The following is a 20,178-nucleotide window of genomic DNA, read 5'->3' as shown; positions in this document are numbered from 1 at the left end:
TAAAAAAGAGGCAAATTCTCACTTGCCTCTTTTGGCACTAAATTACTATAGAAACACTTTATACAGTTAATAAGGAAGGTTTAATACTGTTTAATGATGAAACTAAGCGGCTCTTGACCTCAGAATCTAATTCGTAGCGATTATTTTCTAATTTTTTTATTTGATTATCTAAAATAAACGTTCCTTTTAAAATATGGGCTGCTCCTAAAGCTGAAAGAACTGGTTTTAAGGAATAATCAATCATTAATAAGTGCCCAAACGTGCCCCCTACAGCAATTGGTAAAATGGTTTTCCCTTCTAGACCACTTTGTGGGAGAAGATCTAGGTAAGTTTTCAAAACACCAGAAAATGAAGCTTTATAGACTGGAGTTAAAATGACGATAATATTCGCATTCTCCACTTTTTTATTTGCCTCTATAATTTCTTTCGAATCAAACTTCGCTTGAATTAAAGCCTCCGATGGGAGTTGACGGACATTTATGATTTCAGGTGTTATCCCAATCCCATTAAAATGATTTAATATCTCGTGATGCACTCCATTTAGTCTTGTTATCTCTGTAGGACTACCAGAAATGATTGTTACTTTGTTCATCGTTAATCGTCCTTTCTTCTATTATATTTACAATGATTTTCTATTTCGATTGCTTATTTATTATTTTTATGGAACCTAAATTACAATGTGGATGTTGAATCGATTTAAATGCTTTATATTCATTTTCTAGTTCCGTTAGTGATAATTCAAATAGGTGTTTATCTTCTTTCTTATATACATTAAAGGCAATTAGTTTATCGATTAACTTTTTGCGCTTATTTTCAACAGCGTCCCGAAGAATATTCCCCACCCGAATCACTCCTATTAATGAAATTAGGTATAAATGAAACGTTTTTCGTTTGGATCATACACTTTTATAAATATAATCTAGCAAATTCAGCGCTCTAATAATTCTCTCGCACTTTCATATAAGAAATAAGCTGCTTTTAAAAGGGCTGATTCATCAACTGTAAATGCAGGATGATGCCAATCCTCGTTCCCGTTGGTCCCAAAGAAGGCAAAGGATCCTGGAATTTGCTGAAGATAATAAGAAAAATCTTCTCCTGCTGTGGATGGTTCTGGATGGATAATCTCCAAGGATTGTTTTTTGGCAGCTCTTTCAAGCACCTCTGTAACCGACTTATGATTTAGTAGTGGTGGAGGACCCGGAAACCAGTTTAGCTCCACTTCTTGCGAGAAAGCTGCAGCAATTGAATGGACAATCGTGTAAAATCTTTTTTTTACTTCTTCTCGTACGGTGGAGTCAAAGGTTCGAACCGTCCCTTCCAAGCTGACATCACCCGGAATCACATTCCACGTGCTCCCTCCTGCTATTTTTGTCACACTCACAACAGCGCTTTGCAGCGGGGACACATTCCGGCTCACAATTGTCTGGAGGGCTGTAATCAACTGTCCGGCAGCTACAATGGGATCATTTCCATTTTGCGGGAGGGCCGCATGACTCCCTTTACCATAGAGTCCGATATGAAAACGGTCGACTGCCGCCATTAGCGGTCCTTCTTTTATTCCAATCGTACCAACAGGTAAATCTGGTTTATTATGCAGTCCAATGATCGCTTTGACATCTTCCAATTGTCCATCCTTTATCACATGCCTGGCCCCTCCACCTAACTCCTCGGCTGGTTGAAAAAGCAAACGGACAGAGCCATTTAGAGTGGACTGATTCTCCTTTAACAGATAAGCTGCTCCAATTAGGGCAGCTGTATGAAAATCATGACCGCAGGCATGCATAACACCTTTATTTTTAGAAGCATAAGGCAGTCCCGTTTGTTCTTCAATTGGCAGTGCATCAATATCTGCACGAATTGCTACAGTGGGACCAGGTTTTTCTCCTTTTATGTCGGCAAATACACCTGTCTTCAAGTCCGTTTCTCGAATCGTAATATCAAGGTCCCGCAACCATTGTTCAATCGATTTAGTGGTTTCAAACTCTTGGTTCGATAACTCTGGATATTGATGTAAATGACGGCGAGTCGAGCGTAAAAATGTCTCAAATTCCTGTTGATTCATAGCAATGTCCTTTCTTATAAATCATATCGATAGCATTTTACCAAAATATCATGATTATAAAATTCTTTTGAATGATCACGCTTAAAACCAAACCATTCATACAAGCGGATGGCCTTTTGCATTTTATCACCTGTATGCAAATACAGATGTTTTGCTCCTTGGGATTTTGCAAATTGAAGACTAGCATTTATTAATGCTTGTGCGATGCCCTGTCCCCGTGCTTTCGGATGAACAGCCAATAACCGAATAACGGGTGAGGAAATCTGTAATTCTGGTCTTTGGTAGGCCTTATCTGATGAAAGAAATATCTGTAAGGTCCCAAGAATTTGATCTTCACTTTTGGCAATTAAGATTTTTTCTACCTCAGGATTTTCAACGGATGCCTTAATATTTGTTAAATACTCCTCCCAAACTTGAGCAGATTGATACTCATGCTCATACTGCTGATAACTCTCCACTAATAATTGTCGAACGGTCTCTTTTTCTTCTTCTATTAGTTCATCTATCATAATTTGGTTAATTGCCATCGGTATCACCCTTTCACAAAATAAATCTCTCTATTAATTAACCTGCTCTTTTAACGGTGTAAACAAAGATTCACCTGAAATTCGATGTAAAAATCGACGTGTCCGTTCTTCCTTTGGCGCATGGAATATCTCCAAGGGAGTTCCTTCCTCTACTATTACTCCGCCATCCATAAACAAAACACGGTCAGACACTTCTCTCGCAAAACTCATTTCATGTGTAACCACTACCATCGTAATACCTTCTTGAGCTATTTCTTTTATAACGGAAAGCACTTCTCCAACTAATTCAGGATCTAAGGCCGATGTCGGTTCATCAAATAAAATGACTTCTGGATTTAATGCTAGTGCCCTAGCAATCCCTACTCTTTGCTGCTGACCACCTGATAATTGCGACGGATAAAAATGTAATTTATCACTGAGACCCACTTTTTCCAATACTTGTTCACTTAGAATTTTGGCATCCTTTTTCTTTACCTTTTTAGCAACAATTAGGCCTTCCATTACGTTTTCGACCACTGTTTTATGGGCAAATAAATTATAATGTTGAAAGACCATTGCAGATTGTTTTCGGATCGATAGCATTTCCTTTTTCGTTGCCTTAACGGTATTGACCTGAGTATTGCCAATTTGTACAATACCAGCTTCGGGTCTTTCTAAAAAATTTAAGCAGCGAAGTAACGTTGTTTTCCCTGAACCACTTGGACCAAGGATCGTCACCACCTCACCACGATTTATTTTGAGATTAATCCCTTTTAACACGGGCAAGTTGTTAAATGATTTTTTTATTTCTTTTAAAATAATCATGACACGCCTCCTCGACTATACGATGTCACCCTTTTTTCAAGTAATAAGGAAATTCCCTCAACCATAATTGTCAGTCCCCAATAGATGATTCCTGCTGCGATAAAGGCCTCTAAAAATTTCAAGTTAGTTGAAGCCACAATATTGGCAGCACCCGTCACTTCTTTTTCTGATACAAGAAATGCTATCGACGAAGTGTGCAAAAATCCCACAAAAATATTGGTGAAATTTGGGATAGACTGTGCCAACGCCTGGGGCAGGACAATTCGAAACATCGCTTGAAGTTTCGTCATCCCTACCGAGTAGGCAGCTTCCAATTGACCAGTCGAAACACTAATAATCCCAGAGCGGATAATTTCTGATAAATAAGCACCTGCTGCTAATGATAAGGCCGTTAAAACAAACAAAATAATTGGGATTTTGCTAGATTGTATATCTAAATCAAACTCTAACGATACTTGGTCTATTAATAAGGGAATTCCATAATAAATGACCATAATATGCATAATAATGGGAGTTCCTCTAAAGAAGGACACATAGCCATTTGCTGCCTGATATAAAAACTTCGTTTGATAAATCCTGACGAATGCAACCACCATTCCGATTAAAAAGCCTACTAATAAGGGAGCAATCGTTAAGATAAGTGTAATGGGAAGAGATTTAATAATTTCTTTAAAAGCAGTCCATATAAATGGAAGATCGATTGTCATGTATAGCCCTCCTTACTACGCGGCAGCTGATAATTCAGTTTTCTGATAACGGTTGAAATATTTTTCTAGTTTACTAAAGACTTTTTCAAACAATAAAACTACAGCATAATAGATAATAGATAAGGATACGTACACTTCCAAGGCATGCGCGGTTGCAGAAATCAGCGTATCTCCTCTGCCGACCATATCCATCACCCCAATTGTAAAAGCAAGGGAAGTGTCCTTTAAGGATCCAATCACGGAGTTGGCAAGATTCGGAAACGCAATCCGTAATGCCTGTGGTAAAACAATTCGAAAGAAGTTTTGTGTACTGGTCATTCCAACTGAGTAGGCTGCTTCCGTCTGCCCTTTGTCTACAGCGCGAATGGCTCCACGAAAAATCTCTGAAAATCCCGCTCCATTACTTATTGCATACGTAATAATTACAAAATAAATGGCCTCTAGTTTAGAGATATCAATATTAACCATCATCAGAACGGCGGGTAAACCGTAAAAAACCAAGAATAATTGGATTAAAATCGGGGTCCCGCGAATAAACGAAACATATAAAATGACCAGTTGATTTAAGAATGGAATTTTAAACAACCTCGGTATAGCGGCTGCTACACCGAGGATTAGTCCTAGAAAAATAGATGCTGCTAAGATCTCAAGAGTTACTCCCAGATAATGCAGTAGTGTTGGCAAAAACTCAATAATTAATAAAGGATCAAACGCTTTGCCCATAGATAAACAACCTCCAAACACTAACAATCTACGATTTAAAAGTTGACGGTATAGTCAGCCCCTAACCATTTTTTACTTAATTCGCCAACGACCCCTTCTTTTTTCAACTCAACAAGTGCTTCGTCAATTCTCTTTTGTAGTGGTGTTTCATCTTTTCTAAGCAGGAAATAAACTTTTGAATTTAAAAGTGGTTCACCAACTACTTTTTCTTGAGCATCAACTTGCTTATTAAGGAAATCCACTGAAAATGGTGTCGTAATGGTGGCATCTGCTCTGCCTGTTTTTATTTGATTAATTGTAGAATCTGGTCCATTACCTGCATAAACAATTTGAATACCTGCGTTATGTTCCTTGTTATACTTTTCAATAAAGACAGCTGAGTTACTGGTCGGACTTACGATAACCTTTTTTCCTTTTAAATCTTTAATGGAATTAATTTCATTGTTATCTTGTTTCACTGTTACATGAAGAGGAAAAATATTATACGGTTCACTATTAAAAAGAAACTTCTTTTGCCGTTCTTCATTGACTTCCATCTGGTGGGCAATAAAATCGATCTTATTTGTTTCTAAGCTGATTAACAGGTTGGAAAACTCCATTGTTTTAAACTCAAATTTGTACTCTGGCAGTTTTTCATCTATTTTTCTAACTAGTTCCACATCATAACCGGTTAACTTTCCATTCTTATCGATAAAGCAAACATTCGGAAACTGCGTACCTGTTCCCACAATTATTTTTTGTACTTTCGTTTCTCCTTTAGCTGTATTCGAGCTTGCTTTGGAGGTTTTGCTTGTTTCTTGTGACGAGCATGCCCCCGCCACTAATGAAGTCATCAGCGTCAATATTAATAGAAATGATTTCTTTTTTTTCATAATGTTCCACCCTTTATTCACATTTTTCTCCAACTATTTATCTAAAGTTACTAGCGCAGCTGTACTATGTAGTACATTCTCATACCCCTTTTAATCTAGTAAACATATAAATTTAGTCGGAATTACTTTAAAATACTACTCTTATTAAATTTCTCCAGTACGGCTTCAATATGTTCGATTCCTACTTTTGTTACACCCTCATATACATCTCCTTGGCCGATTTCAACTACAGGTACATGACGCACACCATACTTAATTTCCAAAATATCTCTGCGTTCATCGTGGTGTGTGACATCAACCGTTTCATATTTAACTCCTGTTTCCTCTAAATATTGTTTTACCTCCCCACAATAATGACAACCTTCCTTTACCCAAACCACAACAGATAATTCTTTACTCATCCTCAATTCCTCCTGTTATTTTCATATTTTTAACAAAAAGAGCTCTCCATCAAGAATTTATCATCTTAAAATAGAGAGCCTCTAGTTGACTAGCCGGCAGATAGACTGATTGTATTTATATTCAATTATCAATGGGTTACCACCTTATTAGCATAACGGTTTTCTGGAAAAGGAACTCCAAGATTACCACGTAAGGTTTCAGCCTCGTATTCCGTTCTAAATAGCCCTCGTTTTTGCAAAATCGGCACGACATAGTCTACAAAATCATTCAATCCATCGGGAACAGCTGAACCAATAATAAACCCATCAGCTCCACCCGCTTCAAACCATTCCTGGATAAGATCCGCTACTTTTTCCGGTGTTCCAAGAAAGGCAGGTTTTGGTGTTGTCTCTCGTAATGCGACTTGGCGAAGTGTCAAATTTTCTTCTTTGGCTTGCTGTTTAATACGATTTGTATGACTTTGGAAGCTATTCTTTCCTAAGTCCCCCAGCTCTGGAAATGGTTCATCAAGCGGATATTGTGAGAAATCATGATGCTCGAAATATCGGCCCAGATAATCGAGGGCTTTATCAATGGATACCAGATTTGCGATTTCTTGATATTTTCTTTCTGCCTCTTCTTCTGTGGCAGCAATAATGGGTGCGATCCCTGGGAGGATGACGAGCTCATCTGGATTACGTCCGTTAGCTTTTGCTCTCTCTTTTACATCGCGATAAAATGCTGTTGCTGCTTCCAATGTTGGATGTCCTGTAAAGATGGCATCAGCTTCTTTAGCTGCAAGATCTTTTCCTGCCTCTGAAGAACCTGCTTGAAATACGACCGGTCTGCCTTGCTTCGATCTGCCGATATTAAGTGGTCCTTGTACGGTGAAAAACTCCCCTCTGTGATTTAATGGATGCAATTTATCTGGATCAAAAAACACGCCTGTTTCTTTATCCCGAACAAATGCATCATCCTCCCAAGAATCCCAAAGCCCTTTCGCTACCTGCAAATATTCAGCTGCAATACGGTACCTTTTTGCATGGTCGGGATGTTCTTCAATCGTTTTACTAAAATTTAAAGCCGTTTTTTCCAGCGGTGAAGTAACCACATTCCAGCCGGCCCGGCCATGACTGATATGATCAAGGGATGAAAACTGCCTTGCCACATTGAACGGTTCGCTATAGGAAGTGGATAGTGTCCCTACGAGACCAATTCTTGAGGTCACAGCAGCAAGAGCTGACAAAATTGTTAGTGGTTCAAACCGATTTAAAAAGTGTGGGATGGATTTCTCATTAATGTGCAAGCCATCTGCGATAAAGACTAAGTCGAATTTTCCTTCTTCAGCCTTCTGAGCCTGATTGGAGTAAAAATCAAAACTTACACTTGCATCTGATTGGATAGCAGGATGCCTCCAGCCAGCAATATTTCCGCCAACTCCATGTATAATAGCACCAAATTTCAATTTTTTTGAATTAGACATTGAAGCTCCTCCTTTTCTAAATTTAATCCTCAGTTATTTGATAGGAATACTTTTATTACGATTTATCCTACCACGGAAAGAGTTGCGTTTCTATACTTTCTCTGATAGAAAAACTTATAGTTTACATTGATAAAATCTATCAATAATATAGTTGATTCAAATTAAATCATTTAAACCAATCGAATTAGTAGGAATTAAAAGAAAAAAAACACCAAAACGATGATTATTATTGAAGCTCTTTTAGATCAGCTACTAGTTACAAATTGATTTACAGGAAAGGGCAGCTGGTAATGATCTCTCAAAGTAGAACCTGAGTAATCCCTTCTAAATAGCTGCCTGCGCTGTAATTCTGGGATAACTAAATCGACAAACAGGTTGAAATCTCGATTCATTATTTGCGGCATGATATTAAATCCATCTGCTGCACCGTTAAGAAACCAAAATTCAAGCTCATCTGCAATACACTTTGGTGTCCCGCTAATCGTATAATGGCCTCTCCCTCCCCCTAAGCGAATCAATAATTGTTTAAGGGTAAGATTCTCACTTTGGGCCAATTGAATGATTAAGTTTGTACGACTTTGGTGGCCTTGTGTTTCTTTTAAATCAGAGAGATTGGGAAGCGGATCATCCAACGAAATGGATGATAGGTCCACCCCCATTCTATTCGAAAGCTGAACAATACTATGATCGAAATTCATGAATTCAGCTAACTCTTCTGCTCGTTCTTCGGCCTCTTTTTCTGTATTACCGATCACAAAACTAATTCCCGGTAATATTTTCACTTGTTCAGGGTTCCTGCCATTTCCAGAAATCCTTTCTTTTACATCTTTATAAAATGCCCTTGCATCTTCAAAGGTTTGCTGAGCGGTAAAAATGGCATCAGCATAGAGGGCGGAAAAGTCCTTTCCGTCCTCTGATGTTCCTGCTTGAAAGAGAACGGGTCTTTTTTGTGGAGACCTTGGAAGGTTTAACGGTCCGCGAACATTAAAAAATTCTCCGTTATGGTGAATTTCATGAACCTTTTGTTTATCGGCAAACATACCATTCACCTTATCTAGTAAAATAGCTTCATCCTCCCAACTATCCCAAAGCTTCATGGTAACTTCTAAAAATTCTCTTGCTTTTCTATAACGTTCAGAATGATCAGGAATTCCAGCAAGATTAAAATTTTGCGCTTCATCATCGGACCCAGAGGTAATAATATTCCATCCTGCTCGCCCATTGCTCAAAAAATCAAGGGATGAAAATCTCCGCGCTACATTATAAGGCTCATTAAAACTGGTTGAAACAGTTCCAATTAATCCAATTCGGTTGGTAACAGCTGCTATCGCTGATAATAAAGTTGTTGGTTCAAAAGAAATGAGCGAGCCATGTTCAACAGCCTTTGGTGAAGTAGAAATACGATCGGCTAAAAAGATAGAATCCATTTTTGCCTGTTCTGCTTTTTGAGCCAATTGTTTGTAATAAGTGAAGTCCATCAATCGATGAGACAACGATTCTGGATATCGCCAGGAGACTTCATGATGTCCCATATTATATAAAAATAAATTTAAATGCATGGTACGTCCTTGATTGCTCATTGATAACTCCTCTCGATCAGAACACGACTAGGTGAGATAAAATAATAGCTAAGATTCCACCACTGCCTGCTCCACTTCCCAAACTGTACTAGGAATCTCGCGTTTAAGCACGGGGATAACTTCCACCGCAAACCTCTCCAGCTGCTCATATTGTTCTTCCTTACTTATGCCTCCTACACTTATACTTTGTACCTGGTGTCCAAACGCTTGATGGTATTTAAGGATCTTTTCGATGACAAACTCTGGACTTCCTATTAGAGCAGAGCCGTTTTGGATGTGATCCCTAAGATCCTTGAATGGAGACTGATTATGTTTTGCTGCTTCTGTTGTCATTTGACTATCATAGTAGGGCTGAAAACGGGTAATGGCTTCTTCCGTTGTATTGGCCAAATACAAACTGCCAGCACCAGCACCGACAATGGCTTTAGTTGAATCATATCCATAAAACTCTAGTCGTTCCCGATAATGGTCAATTAATTCTTTATATTTGGCCATTGGATGGAAAGCATTAGATGAAAAGATCGGTTCGCCATTTTTTGCTGCTAATTCTGTAGAAAGTGGACTGGATGCACTGCCATGCCAAATAGGGATCTGTTTTTGGTACGGTCTTGGTTCTGTCGTAATATTATTTAATGGAGAACGGTAGGTCCCTTCCCATGAGACATTTTCTTCAGACCATAAGCGTTTCAGCAGATCATAGCGCTCAGCAAGTGAAATCCATTGCTCTTCCTCTGTAATTCCAAATAACGGGAAATGGCGCGGATCATTTCCTTTTCCAATCATCATCTCTAATCTTCCACCAGACAGATGATCAAGTGTGGCATAATCTTCTGCTACTCGCACTGGATCAAGGACACTTAAAACTGATACGGTTGGCAGTAAGCGTATCTTTGTGGTTCTGGCTGCAATGCCCGTCAGCATCACGGCTGGCGAGGACGATAGAAATGGTGCACCATGTCGTTCGCCAACTCCATAGCCATCAAATCCAAGTTTTTCCGCAAAAATCGCCTGATTAATTACTAGGTTTATTCTCTCTTGTGCTGTTAAAATCTCCCCGGTCACACCGTTTGGATGATTACTCATCAAATCAAACAAAACAAATTTCATTTTTATTTCCCCCTGTTGAATCCCTTGCTCAATCTATTCATTGGGCCGGGGCTGTTCATCCATGTTTTGCAGCTAGTTGAACATGGTTTCTGATGGGTTTTGCCCTTCATCTTCTCTTATTTATAATGGATGATGGCAAGCAGCCCAATGCCCTTTTGTTACTTCCCTGAATAGCGGCTGTTCTTCACGACAACGTGCAGTCGCTGCCGGGCAGCGGGTATGAAATCGGCAGCCACTTGGAGGATTCGCGGGAGAGGGTATTTCTCCCTGAATAGAGATTCGTTCTCTGGCGTAAGCAGGATTTGCCACTGGAATCGAATCAATTAAACCTTTTGTATAGTGGTGGGCAGGATGCAAAAACAATTCTTCACTCTCGGCCATTTCCACTAATTGACCTAAATACATAACACCAATCCGATTTGAGATATGCCGGACAATATTTAACCCATGAGCGATAAATAAATAAGTTAAGTTCCGCTCCCTCTGTAAATCTTGCAATAAGTTCACAATTTGAGCCTGAACTGATACATCTAATGCCGAGACCGCTTCATCTGCTAAGATAAACTGAGGGTTTAGCGCAATGGCTCTAGCAATCGCAATCCGCTGACGCTGACCTCCTGAAAACTCATGGGGATAGCGATCAAATCCGCCTTTATTAAGGCCAACGACCTCTAATAATTCTTGAACTCTCTCAGTCTTTTCTTTTCCATTAAGTGATTCATGTACCTGAAGAGGCTCTCCAATGATATCTCCAACTTTCCAGCGTGGATTTACAGAACCATATGGGTCTTGATAAATCACTTGCATGTCCTTCCGTTTTTCACGCAATTCTTTTGCCCCTAATAGTGACAAATCCTGCCCGCCGAAAAAGACTTTTCCACTGGTTTGTTTTTCAAGCTGTAATAGGATGCGACCTAAAGTCGATTTTCCACTGCCTGATTCTCCAACTAGACCAAATGTCTCCCCTTTATCAATGGTGAAAGATACATTGTCAACCGCTCTAATCGAGGCTTGGTTTCGAGAAAAAACGTTCTTGCTAATCGGATAATATTTACTTAATTCCTGAACCTTAAACAAAGGTTCACTAGATTTTTGATCGATATCTTCTTTTTCAGAGAGTACGATTGCTTTGATTTCTTCAATAGGTTGTTTCCCATTTTCGGACTGTAAAATCTCCCTTGCATTCCAGCAAGCCGTATCTCGATTATTCACTTCCATTAGTGGCGGCGACTCCTTTGAACAGAGATCGGTTGCAAAGGGGCAGCGCGGATGAAACTGACAGCCCGATACCGCGTCAGCCAATCCTGGAATAGATCCCTTAATAGCATAAAGTTTTTTGCTTCGATCGCTCTCCATTGTCGTGATCGACTGAAGCAATCCACGTGTATAAGGATGATGGGGCAGTTCAAACAATTGTGCTGCCGTTGCATGCTCAACAATTCGACCAGCATACATGACAATGATCCGGTCCGCCATTTCAGCCGCAACGCCCATATCATGAGTAATTAATAGAATCGACATACCAAACTCTTCTTTCAACTCTTGAAGTAGTTGTAGTATTTGAGCTTGAATGGTGACATCTAGTGCTGTAGTTGGTTCATCCGCTATAAGAAGGTCAGGACCGCAGGCTAGCGCCATCGCTATCATTGCCCGTTGCAGCATTCCTCCAGATAACTCGTTTGGATATTGTTTTAATCGTACTTCCGCATCGGATATGCCAACCCTATTTAACAAATAAAGCGCACGCTCTTTGGCTTGCCATTTAGTAGATTGTTTATTTTCAAGAATGGTTTCAATGATTTGACTCCCAATCGTAAACACAGGATCAAAAGCAGCCATCGGCTCCTGAAAAATCATTGCCACCTTCTTACCGCGAATCGAACGGAGCTTTTTTTGCGGCAATTGGGTGAGGTCCATTCCATCTAATATAATGCTGCCATTAGAAATCTTGCCATTTTCATAATCGATGAGCCGCATGATGGCTTTTGAGGTAACACTCTTGCCACTTCCAGATTCCCCAACAATGCAAACGGTCTCCCCGACTTTAATATGTAGCGATACATCTTTTATGGCTGTAAGATCATGGCCTTTCATTGTAAAATCAACTTTTAAATGTTGAATATCGAGCAGCTTTTCCATCTGAAGTTCCTCCTTTAGCTCGCACGGCTTGTTTTTGGATCAAAAATATCCCGAAGTTTATCGCCAATAATATTAACAGAAAGAACAAAAAGGGTAATGGCTAAACCCGGGAAAGTAGAAATCCACCAGCCTACGGTCAAATATCCGCGTCCCTGGGAAAGAAGTGCGCCCCAATCAGGAATTTCTTTGATGACACCCAGGCCAAGAAAGCTTAGTCCTGAACCAATTAAAATAGAGGACCCAAGACCAATGGTCGCCATGACTAACAACGGGGACCAGGAGTTCGGTAATAAATGCCAAAGAAAAATTCTCCATTCAGGTGTTCCTATTGAGCGAGATGCGTCTACATATTGGCGCTTTTTAATTGAAAGCATCTGCCCTCTCATTACTCGTGCGTATCCTGGTATAGAAGCTGCTGCAACAGCTAATACAATATTAAATAAGCCAGGTCCAAGTGCAGCAGCAATAGCTAATGCCAACAGAACACCTGGGATGGTCATCAAAATTTCAATACACCGCATAAAAATTACATCGATTATTCCGCCAAAATAACCCGATATTGCTCCGATTGTCCCGCCAATCAATCCACCTATGAGAACGGAAGCCAGACCAATGATTAGGGAGTCCCGGCTTCCATAGATTACTAGGCTAAACACATCTCTGCCAAAATAATCGGTTCCGAACCAATGTGCTGAACTTGGTGCACTTAAAATAAGTGATGTATCCATGTAGGTTGGAGAAAAAGGTGCAATCCATTTTGGAAATAATGCAGAGACGATAATGAACAAGACAATCATTCCTGCTGCATAAATACAGAGGCTTGAAACGGAGAAGTTAGTTTTTAATCTTTTAAACTTCCATTTTGGTACTTGGAGCACCGTTTTGGTGTTAACCACTTCCTTCATTATATAGTCCCTCCTAATTTTAATTTTTCTTACGCTTGTCATGTAACTCTCTCATCGTTCTCGTTCAGGCTACTCTCCTCTCTTATCAGTACTCAGTGACCTGCTCACCTTAACAGGTACCATTTAATTAGCTCGGCGTACCTGAGGATCAATGAGTGAGTAGGATAAATCAACTAAAAGATTGACGATTACATAAACAATAGCACTAAAGAACACAACACCTTGAATGACAGGGACGTCTTTCGCCATAATCGCATCAGCTACAATCCGGCCTATTCCCTGTCTGGAAAATACGGTTTCAATTACAACTGTACCAGCCATAAGCTCCCCGATATTCAGACCAATAATAGTAATGGCCGGTATTAAGGCATTCCTTAAGGCGTGACGATACATGACTGCCTGCTCTGAAAGACCTTTTGCCCTTAGAGTAACAATGAATTGCTCATTTATTACCTCCAACATGCTATTACGGACCATCCGAATAATTAACCCTGCACCTACAAAGCCAAGGGAAAGGGATGGGAGTACAAGCGTTTTCCAGCCATCCGACCCCATGGCAGGAAACCAGTTTAAAAAGTTAGAAAAAATAAGAATAAGTAAAATTCCCGACCAAAATGTCGGCATAGAAATCCCAAATAAACCGATTAATCGTGCGACAACATCCATCCATTTATTCCGATAAATCGCTGAAAGGACGCCAAATGTAACACCAATCACAACAGATACGATTGCGCTTGTGAACGTTAGGGCGAGGGTGGCAGGAAAATGTTCTAAAATTTTAGGAAGTACCTGGTCACTATTAACGATTGATTGACCAAAGTTACCATGAAGAACTCCTATAAAATAGTTCAAGAATTGAATGTAAAAGGGTTGATCGAGCCCCAACTCCTTGCGTAAATTTGCGATCATTTCAGGTGTTGCAGCAGAGGGATCAAGCATCGAAAGCACAGGATCCCCCGGAAGCAAATAGATGATGCAAAAGACAAGGATTAAGGAGCCTATTATAGATACAAAAGCAGTCACTATTTTTAAAAAGATCTTGTTCACTAAACCCACAATGTATCAGCCCCTATTCTTGTTATTGGTCAATACTTACATCATTGAACACTGGATAGCCTAATGAATCAAAGGAAAGTCCTTTTACTGTTTTGGATGCTGCTACGGTATAAGGAAAAACATAAATTGGGATAATCCAGGCATCTTTGATAATGATTTGCTGGGCTTTTTTATAGATCTCTTCCCGTTTCGCCGAATTGGGTTCGATCGTTCCCTGCTCGAGTAATTTATCTAATTCTGGATTAGATGCACCCGTTAAACCTTTAAAAACAGCTTCCTCTTCTGGTGTACGACTATGGTAGATGGCACGAAGCGCATTTGGATCAGAATTTACTTGGCTGTTTCCATACAAATCGTAATCAGCATTTTTATAAATCACTGTGGCAATATCTTTTGTAATATTAATTTCTACTTTAATACCGACCTTTTTTAACTGCTGCTGGATGATAACAGCAATATCATTCCTTTTTTCGCGATTTGGTGATCCGTCAACATAGTTTAATGTAAATGGCTTTCCATCCTTTACCCGTATACCATCTGACCCTTTCTTGTAGCCTAATTCGTCAAGGATTTGATTGGCCTTTTTAATATTGGCTTTAGAGGCGCCTTCGAGAGATTGATCATAACCAAAAATACCAGGTGTTAGCGGTGACCAAGCCCTATGATACGTTCCTAGGTACAACGTCTTTACGATCGAATCAACATCCACTGCAAGCTGAACCGCTTGACGAACTTTAACATTAGTCCAAGGCGCTTTTCTCTGATTGAAAAAGAGCGTATATGGTAGACCAATTGTATTTACTGTCAGTAATTGAGTTTTCGGATCATTTTTTAATGAAGCAATATTTTGAGGCGGTACTGTTTCAGCTGCAAGCAATTGGCCGCTTTGAACACTGCCGATCCGGGTTGCCTCTTCTGGAACGATTTTAAAGGTGAGTTTATCTAAATTTGGCTTTCCTTTATTCTCAACGTTAGGTGGTCCCCAATTGTAGTCACTATTTTTCTCAAGTTGAATGTCTGCATTTTCAGACCAACTAACAAATTTAAAAGGTCCAGTCCCGACCGGATGTTTGCCAAATTGATCTCCATATTTTTTTGCGGCTGTTGGTGAGACAATCCCAAGTTGATTTTGGCTTAAATTACTTAAGAATGCTGCAGATGGTGTTGCTAGGTTAATCTTAATGGTGTAATCATTGATGACTTCTGATGATACATATGGCTGGAGAAGCCCTGGTGCATTTCCTGATTTTGTTTTTGGGTCGATGATCCGGTCATAACTATATTTCACAGCTTCGGCATTAAAAGGTGTCCCATCTTGAAATTTCACATCTTTACGAAGCTTGAATGTATAACTTTTTCCATCATCTGAAACGGTCCATTCTGTTGCCAGCCATGGTTGGATTGTGTTATCCTTCGCCTGAAACACTAAGTTATCAAAGATATTTCTGAATACACGGCCTGCTACAGCTAACCCGGCCCTGTGCGGATCCAATGTATCAGGCGATGTAGCAAGCGCATAGGTTAATTCCCCGCCCTGCTTTGGCTCCGATTTACTCTTTTCGCTCGTTTCAGCTGATTGATTGGTTTTACTTGCACCGTTTGCACAGCCTGACACTAGAAGCAAAAATACTAATAGAATAGTAAATAATTTTGTCTGATGAACTAGTCTCATATCAAACGCCCCTTATCCATTTTTCACGGTAGATTGTGCATAACGATTAGTTGGGAATGGGAGTCCCAGATTCCCTCGTAATGTATCAGATTCATATTCTGTGCGGAACAATCCGCGTTCCCTTAGGATCGGTACTACGTCATAAATAAATCCTGTTAACGTGCTTGGGAGATTAAAGTGAATAATAAACCCATCTGCTCCAAACCCTTCGAACCACTCCTGAATTAAATCTGCTACTTTTTCAGGTGTTCCAATAAACGGTGTTCTTGGAGTTGCCGCTCTTAATGCAACCTGCCGAAGGGTTAAATTTTGTTCTTTCGCATCTTGTTTAATTCGGTCTGTTCCACTTTTAAAGCTGTTAGAACCCAAATCACCGAGCTCTGGAAATGGTTCATCGAGTGGATACTGGGAAAAATCATGATGTTCAAAAAATCTTCCAAGATAGTTCAGTGCCTGTTCAATCGATACTAAATTAGCAATCTCTTGATATTTCTGTTCGGCTTCTTCCTCCGTTTTTCCAACAATTGGCTCAATGCCTGGCAAGATAAGAATGTGATCTGGATTCCTCCCATATTCAGCTGTTCTGCGTTTAACATCTTGGTAAAATTTTTGAGCATCTTCCAATGTTGCTTGACCAGTGAAGATGGCATCTGCATCTTTCGCAGCAAGGTTTTTCCCATCTTCAGAAGATCCGGCTTGGAAGATAATCGGCCGTCCTTGCTTTGATCTGGCACTATTTAACGGCCCTTGGACCGAGAAAAATTCCCCTTTGTGGTTTAATGAGTGCAATTTTTCTGGATCAAAGAATACTCCTGTTTCTTTATCGCGAATAAAAGCATCGTCTTCCCATGAATCCCATAATCCTTTGGCAACATCTAGATATTCAGAGGCAATTTGATATCTTTTTGGATGATTAGGATGTTCCTCGATTGTTTTATTAAAATTTAAGGCCGTTTTCTCTAATGGTGAAGTTACAACATTCCAGCCCGACCGACCATGACTAATATGATCAAGGGAGGAAAATTGCCGAGCAACATTAAACGGTTCACTATAGGAAGTTGATACGGTACCGGCAAGGCCAATCCGTGAGGTAACAGCCGCAAGTGCCGATAAAATCGTCAGTGGCTCAAACCGATTCAAAAAGTGGGGCAATGATTTTTCGTTAATATGCAATCCATCCGCAATAAAGACAAAATCAAATTTAGCCTGTTCAGATTTTTGGGCCTGTTCCTTATAAAAGTCAAAATTCACACTGGCATCTGTTAATACTTCAGGATGCCTCCAAGCCGCAATATTCCCTCCAACCCCATGAATAATCGTTCCTAGCTTTAATTGTCTTTTATTGGTCATCACATGTTCATTCCTTTCATCCCTCGTAATTTTTATAATTCCTACCCGAATAGTTGGTTTTAGGGTTAAAAAAATATGCAAACTTTGAATCCTTATCTATTTAGCGGCTGAGCATTCGTTATACCTAGTGGGCTTAACAACTGAAAGGATTGAAATCTCGCTGCTTCTTGTTCAATAGGTGTATGTATGATGAATTCATCTACCCGATAGGTTTTTTGAAGTTCACTTAAAACTTTCGTTACATAATCTGGTGTTCCCGCAATGATGTCAGCTTCCTGTTCCGTGATTTCATATGGCTCCCCTGATTGCTTTCCAAATACCTCTGCTTGTTCAATAGATTGTACTGTAACCGAACGTCCACTCTGGAGATGGACTTTGACTATTTTTCTGTTCCCTGCCAATTGATCTGCTTCTGTTTGAGTAGGCGCCGCAATAACAGCTAGTGAAACAATAAATCTTCCATTAGGAAATCCTGCCCGATAATGATTTGCAGCACTCTCAAGCACCCGATCATCACTATTGATAAATTTAGCAAAAACAAATGATATTCCCAGTTCTGCAGCAAGCCGGGCACTGGTTGTGCTAGCCCCAAGCAGAAATATTTCAGGCTTCTCCTGAGGAATTGGGGTTGCTTGAATTCCCGCAAGCGGATGTGTGCTGTCAACCGAGTTTTCAATTAAGTCTACTAAAAAGGATAGCCGGTCTGAAATGTCTTTCCCATCATTGACTGTTCCATACTGTAAGGCTTTTGTTGAAAGGGGGAGACCACCCGGTGCTTTCCCAATCCCCAAGTCAACTCTTCCAGGTGCAAGGTTCGATAAGACATGGAAGTTTTCAGCAACCTTATATGGACTGTAGTGCTGAAGCATCACTCCACCTGATCCAACTTGGATGGTCTTGGTTTGTGCCAATAAATAGGAAATTAATACTTCTGGCGATGATCCTGCTAATTGTTCGGCATTATGATGTTCCGATACCCAGAAACGTCTATAGCCCCATTCTTCTGCTTTTTGAGCTAGTAATACAGTTTGTTTCAATGCATGTGAAGCAGTAGTACCAGGGAATATTGGACTCTGATCCAGTATACTTAACTTATAACTCATTTACGTTCCCTCCGTTCCAATTTTATTCCGACTTTACCAACCAGATAAGTTGGTTTTTGGTTTGTTGTTGTTTATCCTATCATTGGAAATTAGGAACTGACAATAGTTTCACTGATAGGAAATTATCAATTATTGATTAAAAAAATCTATCATTAATGTGTAATTAAAATTAACCCCTATCCCGGATAAAGTCATTTAGCCTTTTGGTAAGACCTCCATGACCAAATCGAATAAATTTAGATGAATGTGGTTCATTTAACTCATCTTTAACAGAATCTAAGAATGCTAAAAGCTGGATTCTGCGGGAATAGATGTTAACAACTCCATATTCATAAAACCATTGATCAATTGTATTGTATATACCTCGATTCACTTTGAATTGCTGATTACACCAATTAAAAAACTGTAAATCTGGCATATTAAGATAGTTATATGCTGCAAAGGAGTTTTGCTTTTTAGATTTTAACAATGGGCTTACATCATATACATTTTGTGCTTTCATACTTTCTTGCCTCCTCTAATACCCAATACCAAGAATCCAAACTTGAATAGTGGGATTTAAAATACTTTTTTACCACTATTCATCAAGAATACTAATTTGTTATTTATTGAGATTTATCCTATCAGTGTAATGATTGATCCCGCAATACATTAGCTGATAGAAAAATTTAATTAATTCATCGAAAACTTCAATTTAAAGCGAGATAATGGTGATTCTCAAATTTCTTAACGGACAAAAGGATATCTTCCAAGACCAGCGTATGTGTGAACCCATTGAGTAAATGGGCTACAAAAATAGGCTGATTCATCTCTAATATATGTGACACATCAATTTCAATAAGCTCGCCCCTCTGCAGCTCCTCTTTAATACTTAAGGATGGTAAAAATCCAATGCCATTTTTACTAAGAATAATAGATTTGGCTACCTCAAGATGATCCACAAGAAATTCTATTCTTGGTTCAATATTGGCCATTTCAAATAGATGATACACACGATTCCAGTCAAAAGCCCCACATTCAAAAAATACCATCGGTTCAGTTGCTATTTGCTCAACAGAGATTTTCTCTTGAAATTGCAATGAGTGTCCGGGATAAACGACTAATTTAAGTGAATTATGGAGAAACTCTTGCTTTTGTATCCCCCGATGAGAAACATCCTTCATGAAGGCGATATCCACTTGCTTCTGAAGCAATTTTTCAAGCAGTACCTCATTTGGAGCCGAGATAAATTTATATCGCAGCTCTGGATGTGCTTTTTTTAAGAGCGGGAGGGCAAACGGCATAAAATACTGTGAGGTAATGAGATTCGCCCCTATGACCAGTTCCTCGAGATGGTCTTCTTTTTTCAGTAGTTTCTTCCCTTGTTGATAAGTATGGATTATTTGCTCTGCATATGGGATAAACGCTTTTCCTTCCCCCGATAAGGTCAAGCTTCTTCCCTTCCGTAAAAATAATTCGATGCCCAGATCCTGTTCTAATGTTTTAATCCTTGCTGTAACAGTTGGCTGAGATAAATAAAGTGCTTCCGCTGCTTTATGAATACTTTCCAAATGAACGACATACATAAATGCTTCAAGATGATCAATATTCAAATCAAATCCCCCTTTTGCTTTCATAAAGGTAATAAAAAGGTCCTTGTCTCATAAAGAAATAAAAAAGGCTCCTCTACGCAAATGCGTTTAGGAGCCTTTGGTTGACCAATCAGCT

At 39.5% G+C, this 20,178-nt stretch carries 20 protein-coding genes; all 20 read right to left on the bottom strand.

The features are described 5' to 3' along the window. Nucleotides 1-58: 58 nt before the first annotated feature. The 20 genes from ssuE to V7077_RS26430 all read right to left on the bottom strand — a co-directional run bounded on the left by ssuE (nt 59) and on the right by V7077_RS26430 (nt 20,063). On the bottom strand, nt 59-592 hold the full coding sequence (gene ssuE / locus V7077_RS26525) for an NADPH-dependent FMN reductase (RefSeq protein WP_335507550.1): 534 nt from the start codon (nt 590-592) through the stop codon (nt 59-61). 40 nt (nt 593-632) lie between these two features. Next, nucleotides 633-842 (bottom strand): Fur-regulated basic protein FbpA, encoded by a 210-nt coding sequence (locus tag V7077_RS26520; protein ID WP_335507548.1) that lies wholly within the window; start codon nt 840-842, stop codon nt 633-635. An 86-nt stretch (nt 843-928) separates the two neighbouring features. Further along, nucleotides 929-2,062, bottom strand: coding sequence for a M20 peptidase aminoacylase family protein (locus V7077_RS26515; protein WP_335507546.1), 1,134 nt, complete (start codon nt 2,060-2,062; stop codon nt 929-931). A gap of 14 nt (nt 2,063-2,076) precedes the next feature. Beyond that, nucleotides 2,077-2,589, bottom strand: coding sequence for a GNAT family N-acetyltransferase (locus V7077_RS26510; RefSeq protein ID WP_335507544.1), 513 nt, complete (start codon nt 2,587-2,589; stop codon nt 2,077-2,079). Between the two features lie 33 nt (nt 2,590-2,622). Further along, nucleotides 2,623-3,393, bottom strand: a complete 771-nt coding sequence (locus tag V7077_RS26505) for an amino acid ABC transporter ATP-binding protein (protein ID WP_335507542.1) — start codon at nt 3,391-3,393, stop codon at nt 2,623-2,625. Beyond that, the gene (locus V7077_RS26500) at nt 3,390-4,100 is read right to left on the bottom strand and encodes an amino acid ABC transporter permease (protein ID WP_335507540.1); all 711 of its coding nucleotides are present in this window, start codon (nt 4,098-4,100) and stop codon (nt 3,390-3,392) included. Before V7077_RS26500 ends, V7077_RS26505 begins: the two co-directional genes overlap by 4 nt. A 15-nt stretch (nt 4,101-4,115) precedes the next feature. Beyond that, nucleotides 4,116-4,823: an amino acid ABC transporter permease gene (locus tag V7077_RS26495; RefSeq protein ID WP_335507538.1), complete on the bottom strand. Its 708-nt coding sequence runs from the start codon at nt 4,821-4,823 to the stop codon at nt 4,116-4,118. 35 nt (nt 4,824-4,858) lie between these two features. Continuing rightward, nucleotides 4,859-5,695 carry an amino acid ABC transporter substrate-binding protein gene (locus V7077_RS26490; RefSeq protein WP_335507536.1) on the bottom strand — a complete coding sequence of 279 codons (837 nt, stop codon included), beginning with the start codon at nt 5,693-5,695 and terminating at the stop codon, nt 4,859-4,861. A gap of 122 nt (nt 5,696-5,817) precedes the next feature. Next, nucleotides 5,818-6,096 (bottom strand): glutaredoxin family protein, encoded by a 279-nt coding sequence (locus V7077_RS26485; RefSeq protein WP_335507534.1) that lies wholly within the window; start codon nt 6,094-6,096, stop codon nt 5,818-5,820. 128 nt (nt 6,097-6,224) lie between these two features. Continuing rightward, nucleotides 6,225-7,559, bottom strand: coding sequence for an LLM class flavin-dependent oxidoreductase (locus V7077_RS26480; protein WP_335507532.1), 1,335 nt, complete (start codon nt 7,557-7,559; stop codon nt 6,225-6,227). A gap of 245 nt (nt 7,560-7,804) precedes the next feature. After that, nucleotides 7,805-9,139, bottom strand: a complete 1,335-nt coding sequence (locus V7077_RS26475; RefSeq protein ID WP_335507530.1) for an LLM class flavin-dependent oxidoreductase — start codon at nt 9,137-9,139, stop codon at nt 7,805-7,807. A gap of 48 nt (nt 9,140-9,187) precedes the next feature. Continuing rightward, a complete protein-coding gene (locus tag V7077_RS26470) occupies nt 9,188-10,246 on the bottom strand; it encodes an LLM class flavin-dependent oxidoreductase (protein WP_335507528.1) in 1,059 nt (352 codons plus the stop codon). Between the two features lie 120 nt (nt 10,247-10,366). Continuing rightward, on the bottom strand, nt 10,367-12,385 hold the full coding sequence (locus V7077_RS26465) for an ABC transporter ATP-binding protein (RefSeq protein ID WP_335507527.1): 2,019 nt from the start codon (nt 12,383-12,385) through the stop codon (nt 10,367-10,369). A 14-nt stretch (nt 12,386-12,399) separates the two neighbouring features. After that, nucleotides 12,400-13,290 carry an ABC transporter permease gene (locus V7077_RS26460; protein WP_335507525.1) on the bottom strand — a complete coding sequence of 297 codons (891 nt, stop codon included), beginning with the start codon at nt 13,288-13,290 and terminating at the stop codon, nt 12,400-12,402. Between the two features lie 123 nt (nt 13,291-13,413). After that, nucleotides 13,414-14,346: an ABC transporter permease gene (locus tag V7077_RS26455; protein WP_420489711.1), complete on the bottom strand. Its 933-nt coding sequence runs from the start codon at nt 14,344-14,346 to the stop codon at nt 13,414-13,416. A gap of 22 nt (nt 14,347-14,368) precedes the next feature. After that, entirely contained in the window at nt 14,369-16,018 is a 1,650-nt protein-coding gene (locus tag V7077_RS26450) for an ABC transporter substrate-binding protein (protein ID WP_335507523.1), read from the bottom strand. A gap of 12 nt (nt 16,019-16,030) precedes the next feature. Beyond that, nucleotides 16,031-17,368, bottom strand: a complete 1,338-nt coding sequence (locus V7077_RS26445) for an LLM class flavin-dependent oxidoreductase (protein WP_335507520.1) — start codon at nt 17,366-17,368, stop codon at nt 16,031-16,033. A 92-nt stretch (nt 17,369-17,460) separates the two neighbouring features. Next, nucleotides 17,461-18,471, bottom strand: coding sequence for an LLM class flavin-dependent oxidoreductase (locus V7077_RS26440; protein ID WP_335507519.1), 1,011 nt, complete (start codon nt 18,469-18,471; stop codon nt 17,461-17,463). A gap of 169 nt (nt 18,472-18,640) precedes the next feature. Continuing rightward, the gene (locus tag V7077_RS26435; RefSeq protein WP_335507517.1) at nt 18,641-18,973 is read right to left on the bottom strand and encodes a hypothetical protein; all 333 of its coding nucleotides are present in this window, start codon (nt 18,971-18,973) and stop codon (nt 18,641-18,643) included. Nucleotides 18,974-19,160: 187 nt separating this feature from the next. Further along, complete coding sequence (locus V7077_RS26430) at nt 19,161-20,063, bottom strand: LysR family transcriptional regulator (protein ID WP_335507515.1); 903 nt, start codon at nt 20,061-20,063, stop codon at nt 19,161-19,163. Nucleotides 20,064-20,178 lie beyond the last annotated feature (115 nt).

It is taken from the genome of Neobacillus vireti, from assembly GCF_036962465.1.
GTDB classification, from domain to species: Bacteria; Bacillota; Bacilli; order Bacillales; family Cytobacillaceae; genus Neobacillus; species Neobacillus vireti_B.
This window is presented reverse-complemented; position numbering and strand designations above follow the sequence as displayed.

Excerpts from the sequence above, each read along its gene's own strand:
- V7077_RS26495 (WP_335507538.1), bottom strand. The coding sequence starts at position 4,823 with ATGGGCAAAGCGTTTGATCCTTTATTAATTATTGAGTTTTTGCCAACA.
- ssuE (WP_335507550.1), bottom strand. The coding sequence starts at position 592 with ATGAACAAAGTAACAATCATTTCTGGTAGTCCTACAGAGATAACAAGA.
- V7077_RS26490 (WP_335507536.1), bottom strand. The coding sequence starts at position 5,695 with ATGAAAAAAAAGAAATCATTTCTATTAATATTGACGCTGATGACTTCA.
- V7077_RS26515 (WP_335507546.1), bottom strand. The coding sequence starts at position 2,062 with ATGAATCAACAGGAATTTGAGACATTTTTACGCTCGACTCGCCGTCAT.
- V7077_RS26510 (WP_335507544.1), bottom strand. The coding sequence starts at position 2,589 with ATGGCAATTAACCAAATTATGATAGATGAACTAATAGAAGAAGAAAAA.
- V7077_RS26465 (WP_335507527.1), bottom strand. The coding sequence starts at position 12,385 with ATGGAAAAGCTGCTCGATATTCAACATTTAAAAGTTGATTTTACAATG.
- V7077_RS26505 (WP_335507542.1), bottom strand. The coding sequence starts at position 3,393 with ATGATTATTTTAAAAGAAATAAAAAAATCATTTAACAACTTGCCCGTG.
- V7077_RS26470 (WP_335507528.1), bottom strand. The coding sequence starts at position 10,246 with ATGAAATTTGTTTTGTTTGATTTGATGAGTAATCATCCAAACGGTGTG.
- V7077_RS26475 (WP_335507530.1), bottom strand. The coding sequence starts at position 9,139 with ATGAGCAATCAAGGACGTACCATGCATTTAAATTTATTTTTATATAAT.
- V7077_RS26435 (WP_335507517.1), bottom strand. The coding sequence starts at position 18,973 with ATGAAAGCACAAAATGTATATGATGTAAGCCCATTGTTAAAATCTAAA.
- V7077_RS26460 (WP_335507525.1), bottom strand. The coding sequence starts at position 13,290 with ATGAAGGAAGTGGTTAACACCAAAACGGTGCTCCAAGTACCAAAATGG.
- V7077_RS26440 (WP_335507519.1), bottom strand. The coding sequence starts at position 18,471 with ATGAGTTATAAGTTAAGTATACTGGATCAGAGTCCAATATTCCCTGGT.
- V7077_RS26500 (WP_335507540.1), bottom strand. The coding sequence starts at position 4,100 with ATGACAATCGATCTTCCATTTATATGGACTGCTTTTAAAGAAATTATT.
- V7077_RS26450 (WP_335507523.1), bottom strand. The coding sequence starts at position 16,018 with ATGAGACTAGTTCATCAGACAAAATTATTTACTATTCTATTAGTATTT.
- V7077_RS26485 (WP_335507534.1), bottom strand. The coding sequence starts at position 6,096 with ATGAGTAAAGAATTATCTGTTGTGGTTTGGGTAAAGGAAGGTTGTCAT.
- V7077_RS26445 (WP_335507520.1), bottom strand. The coding sequence starts at position 17,368 with ATGACCAATAAAAGACAATTAAAGCTAGGAACGATTATTCATGGGGTT.
- V7077_RS26480 (WP_335507532.1), bottom strand. The coding sequence starts at position 7,559 with ATGTCTAATTCAAAAAAATTGAAATTTGGTGCTATTATACATGGAGTT.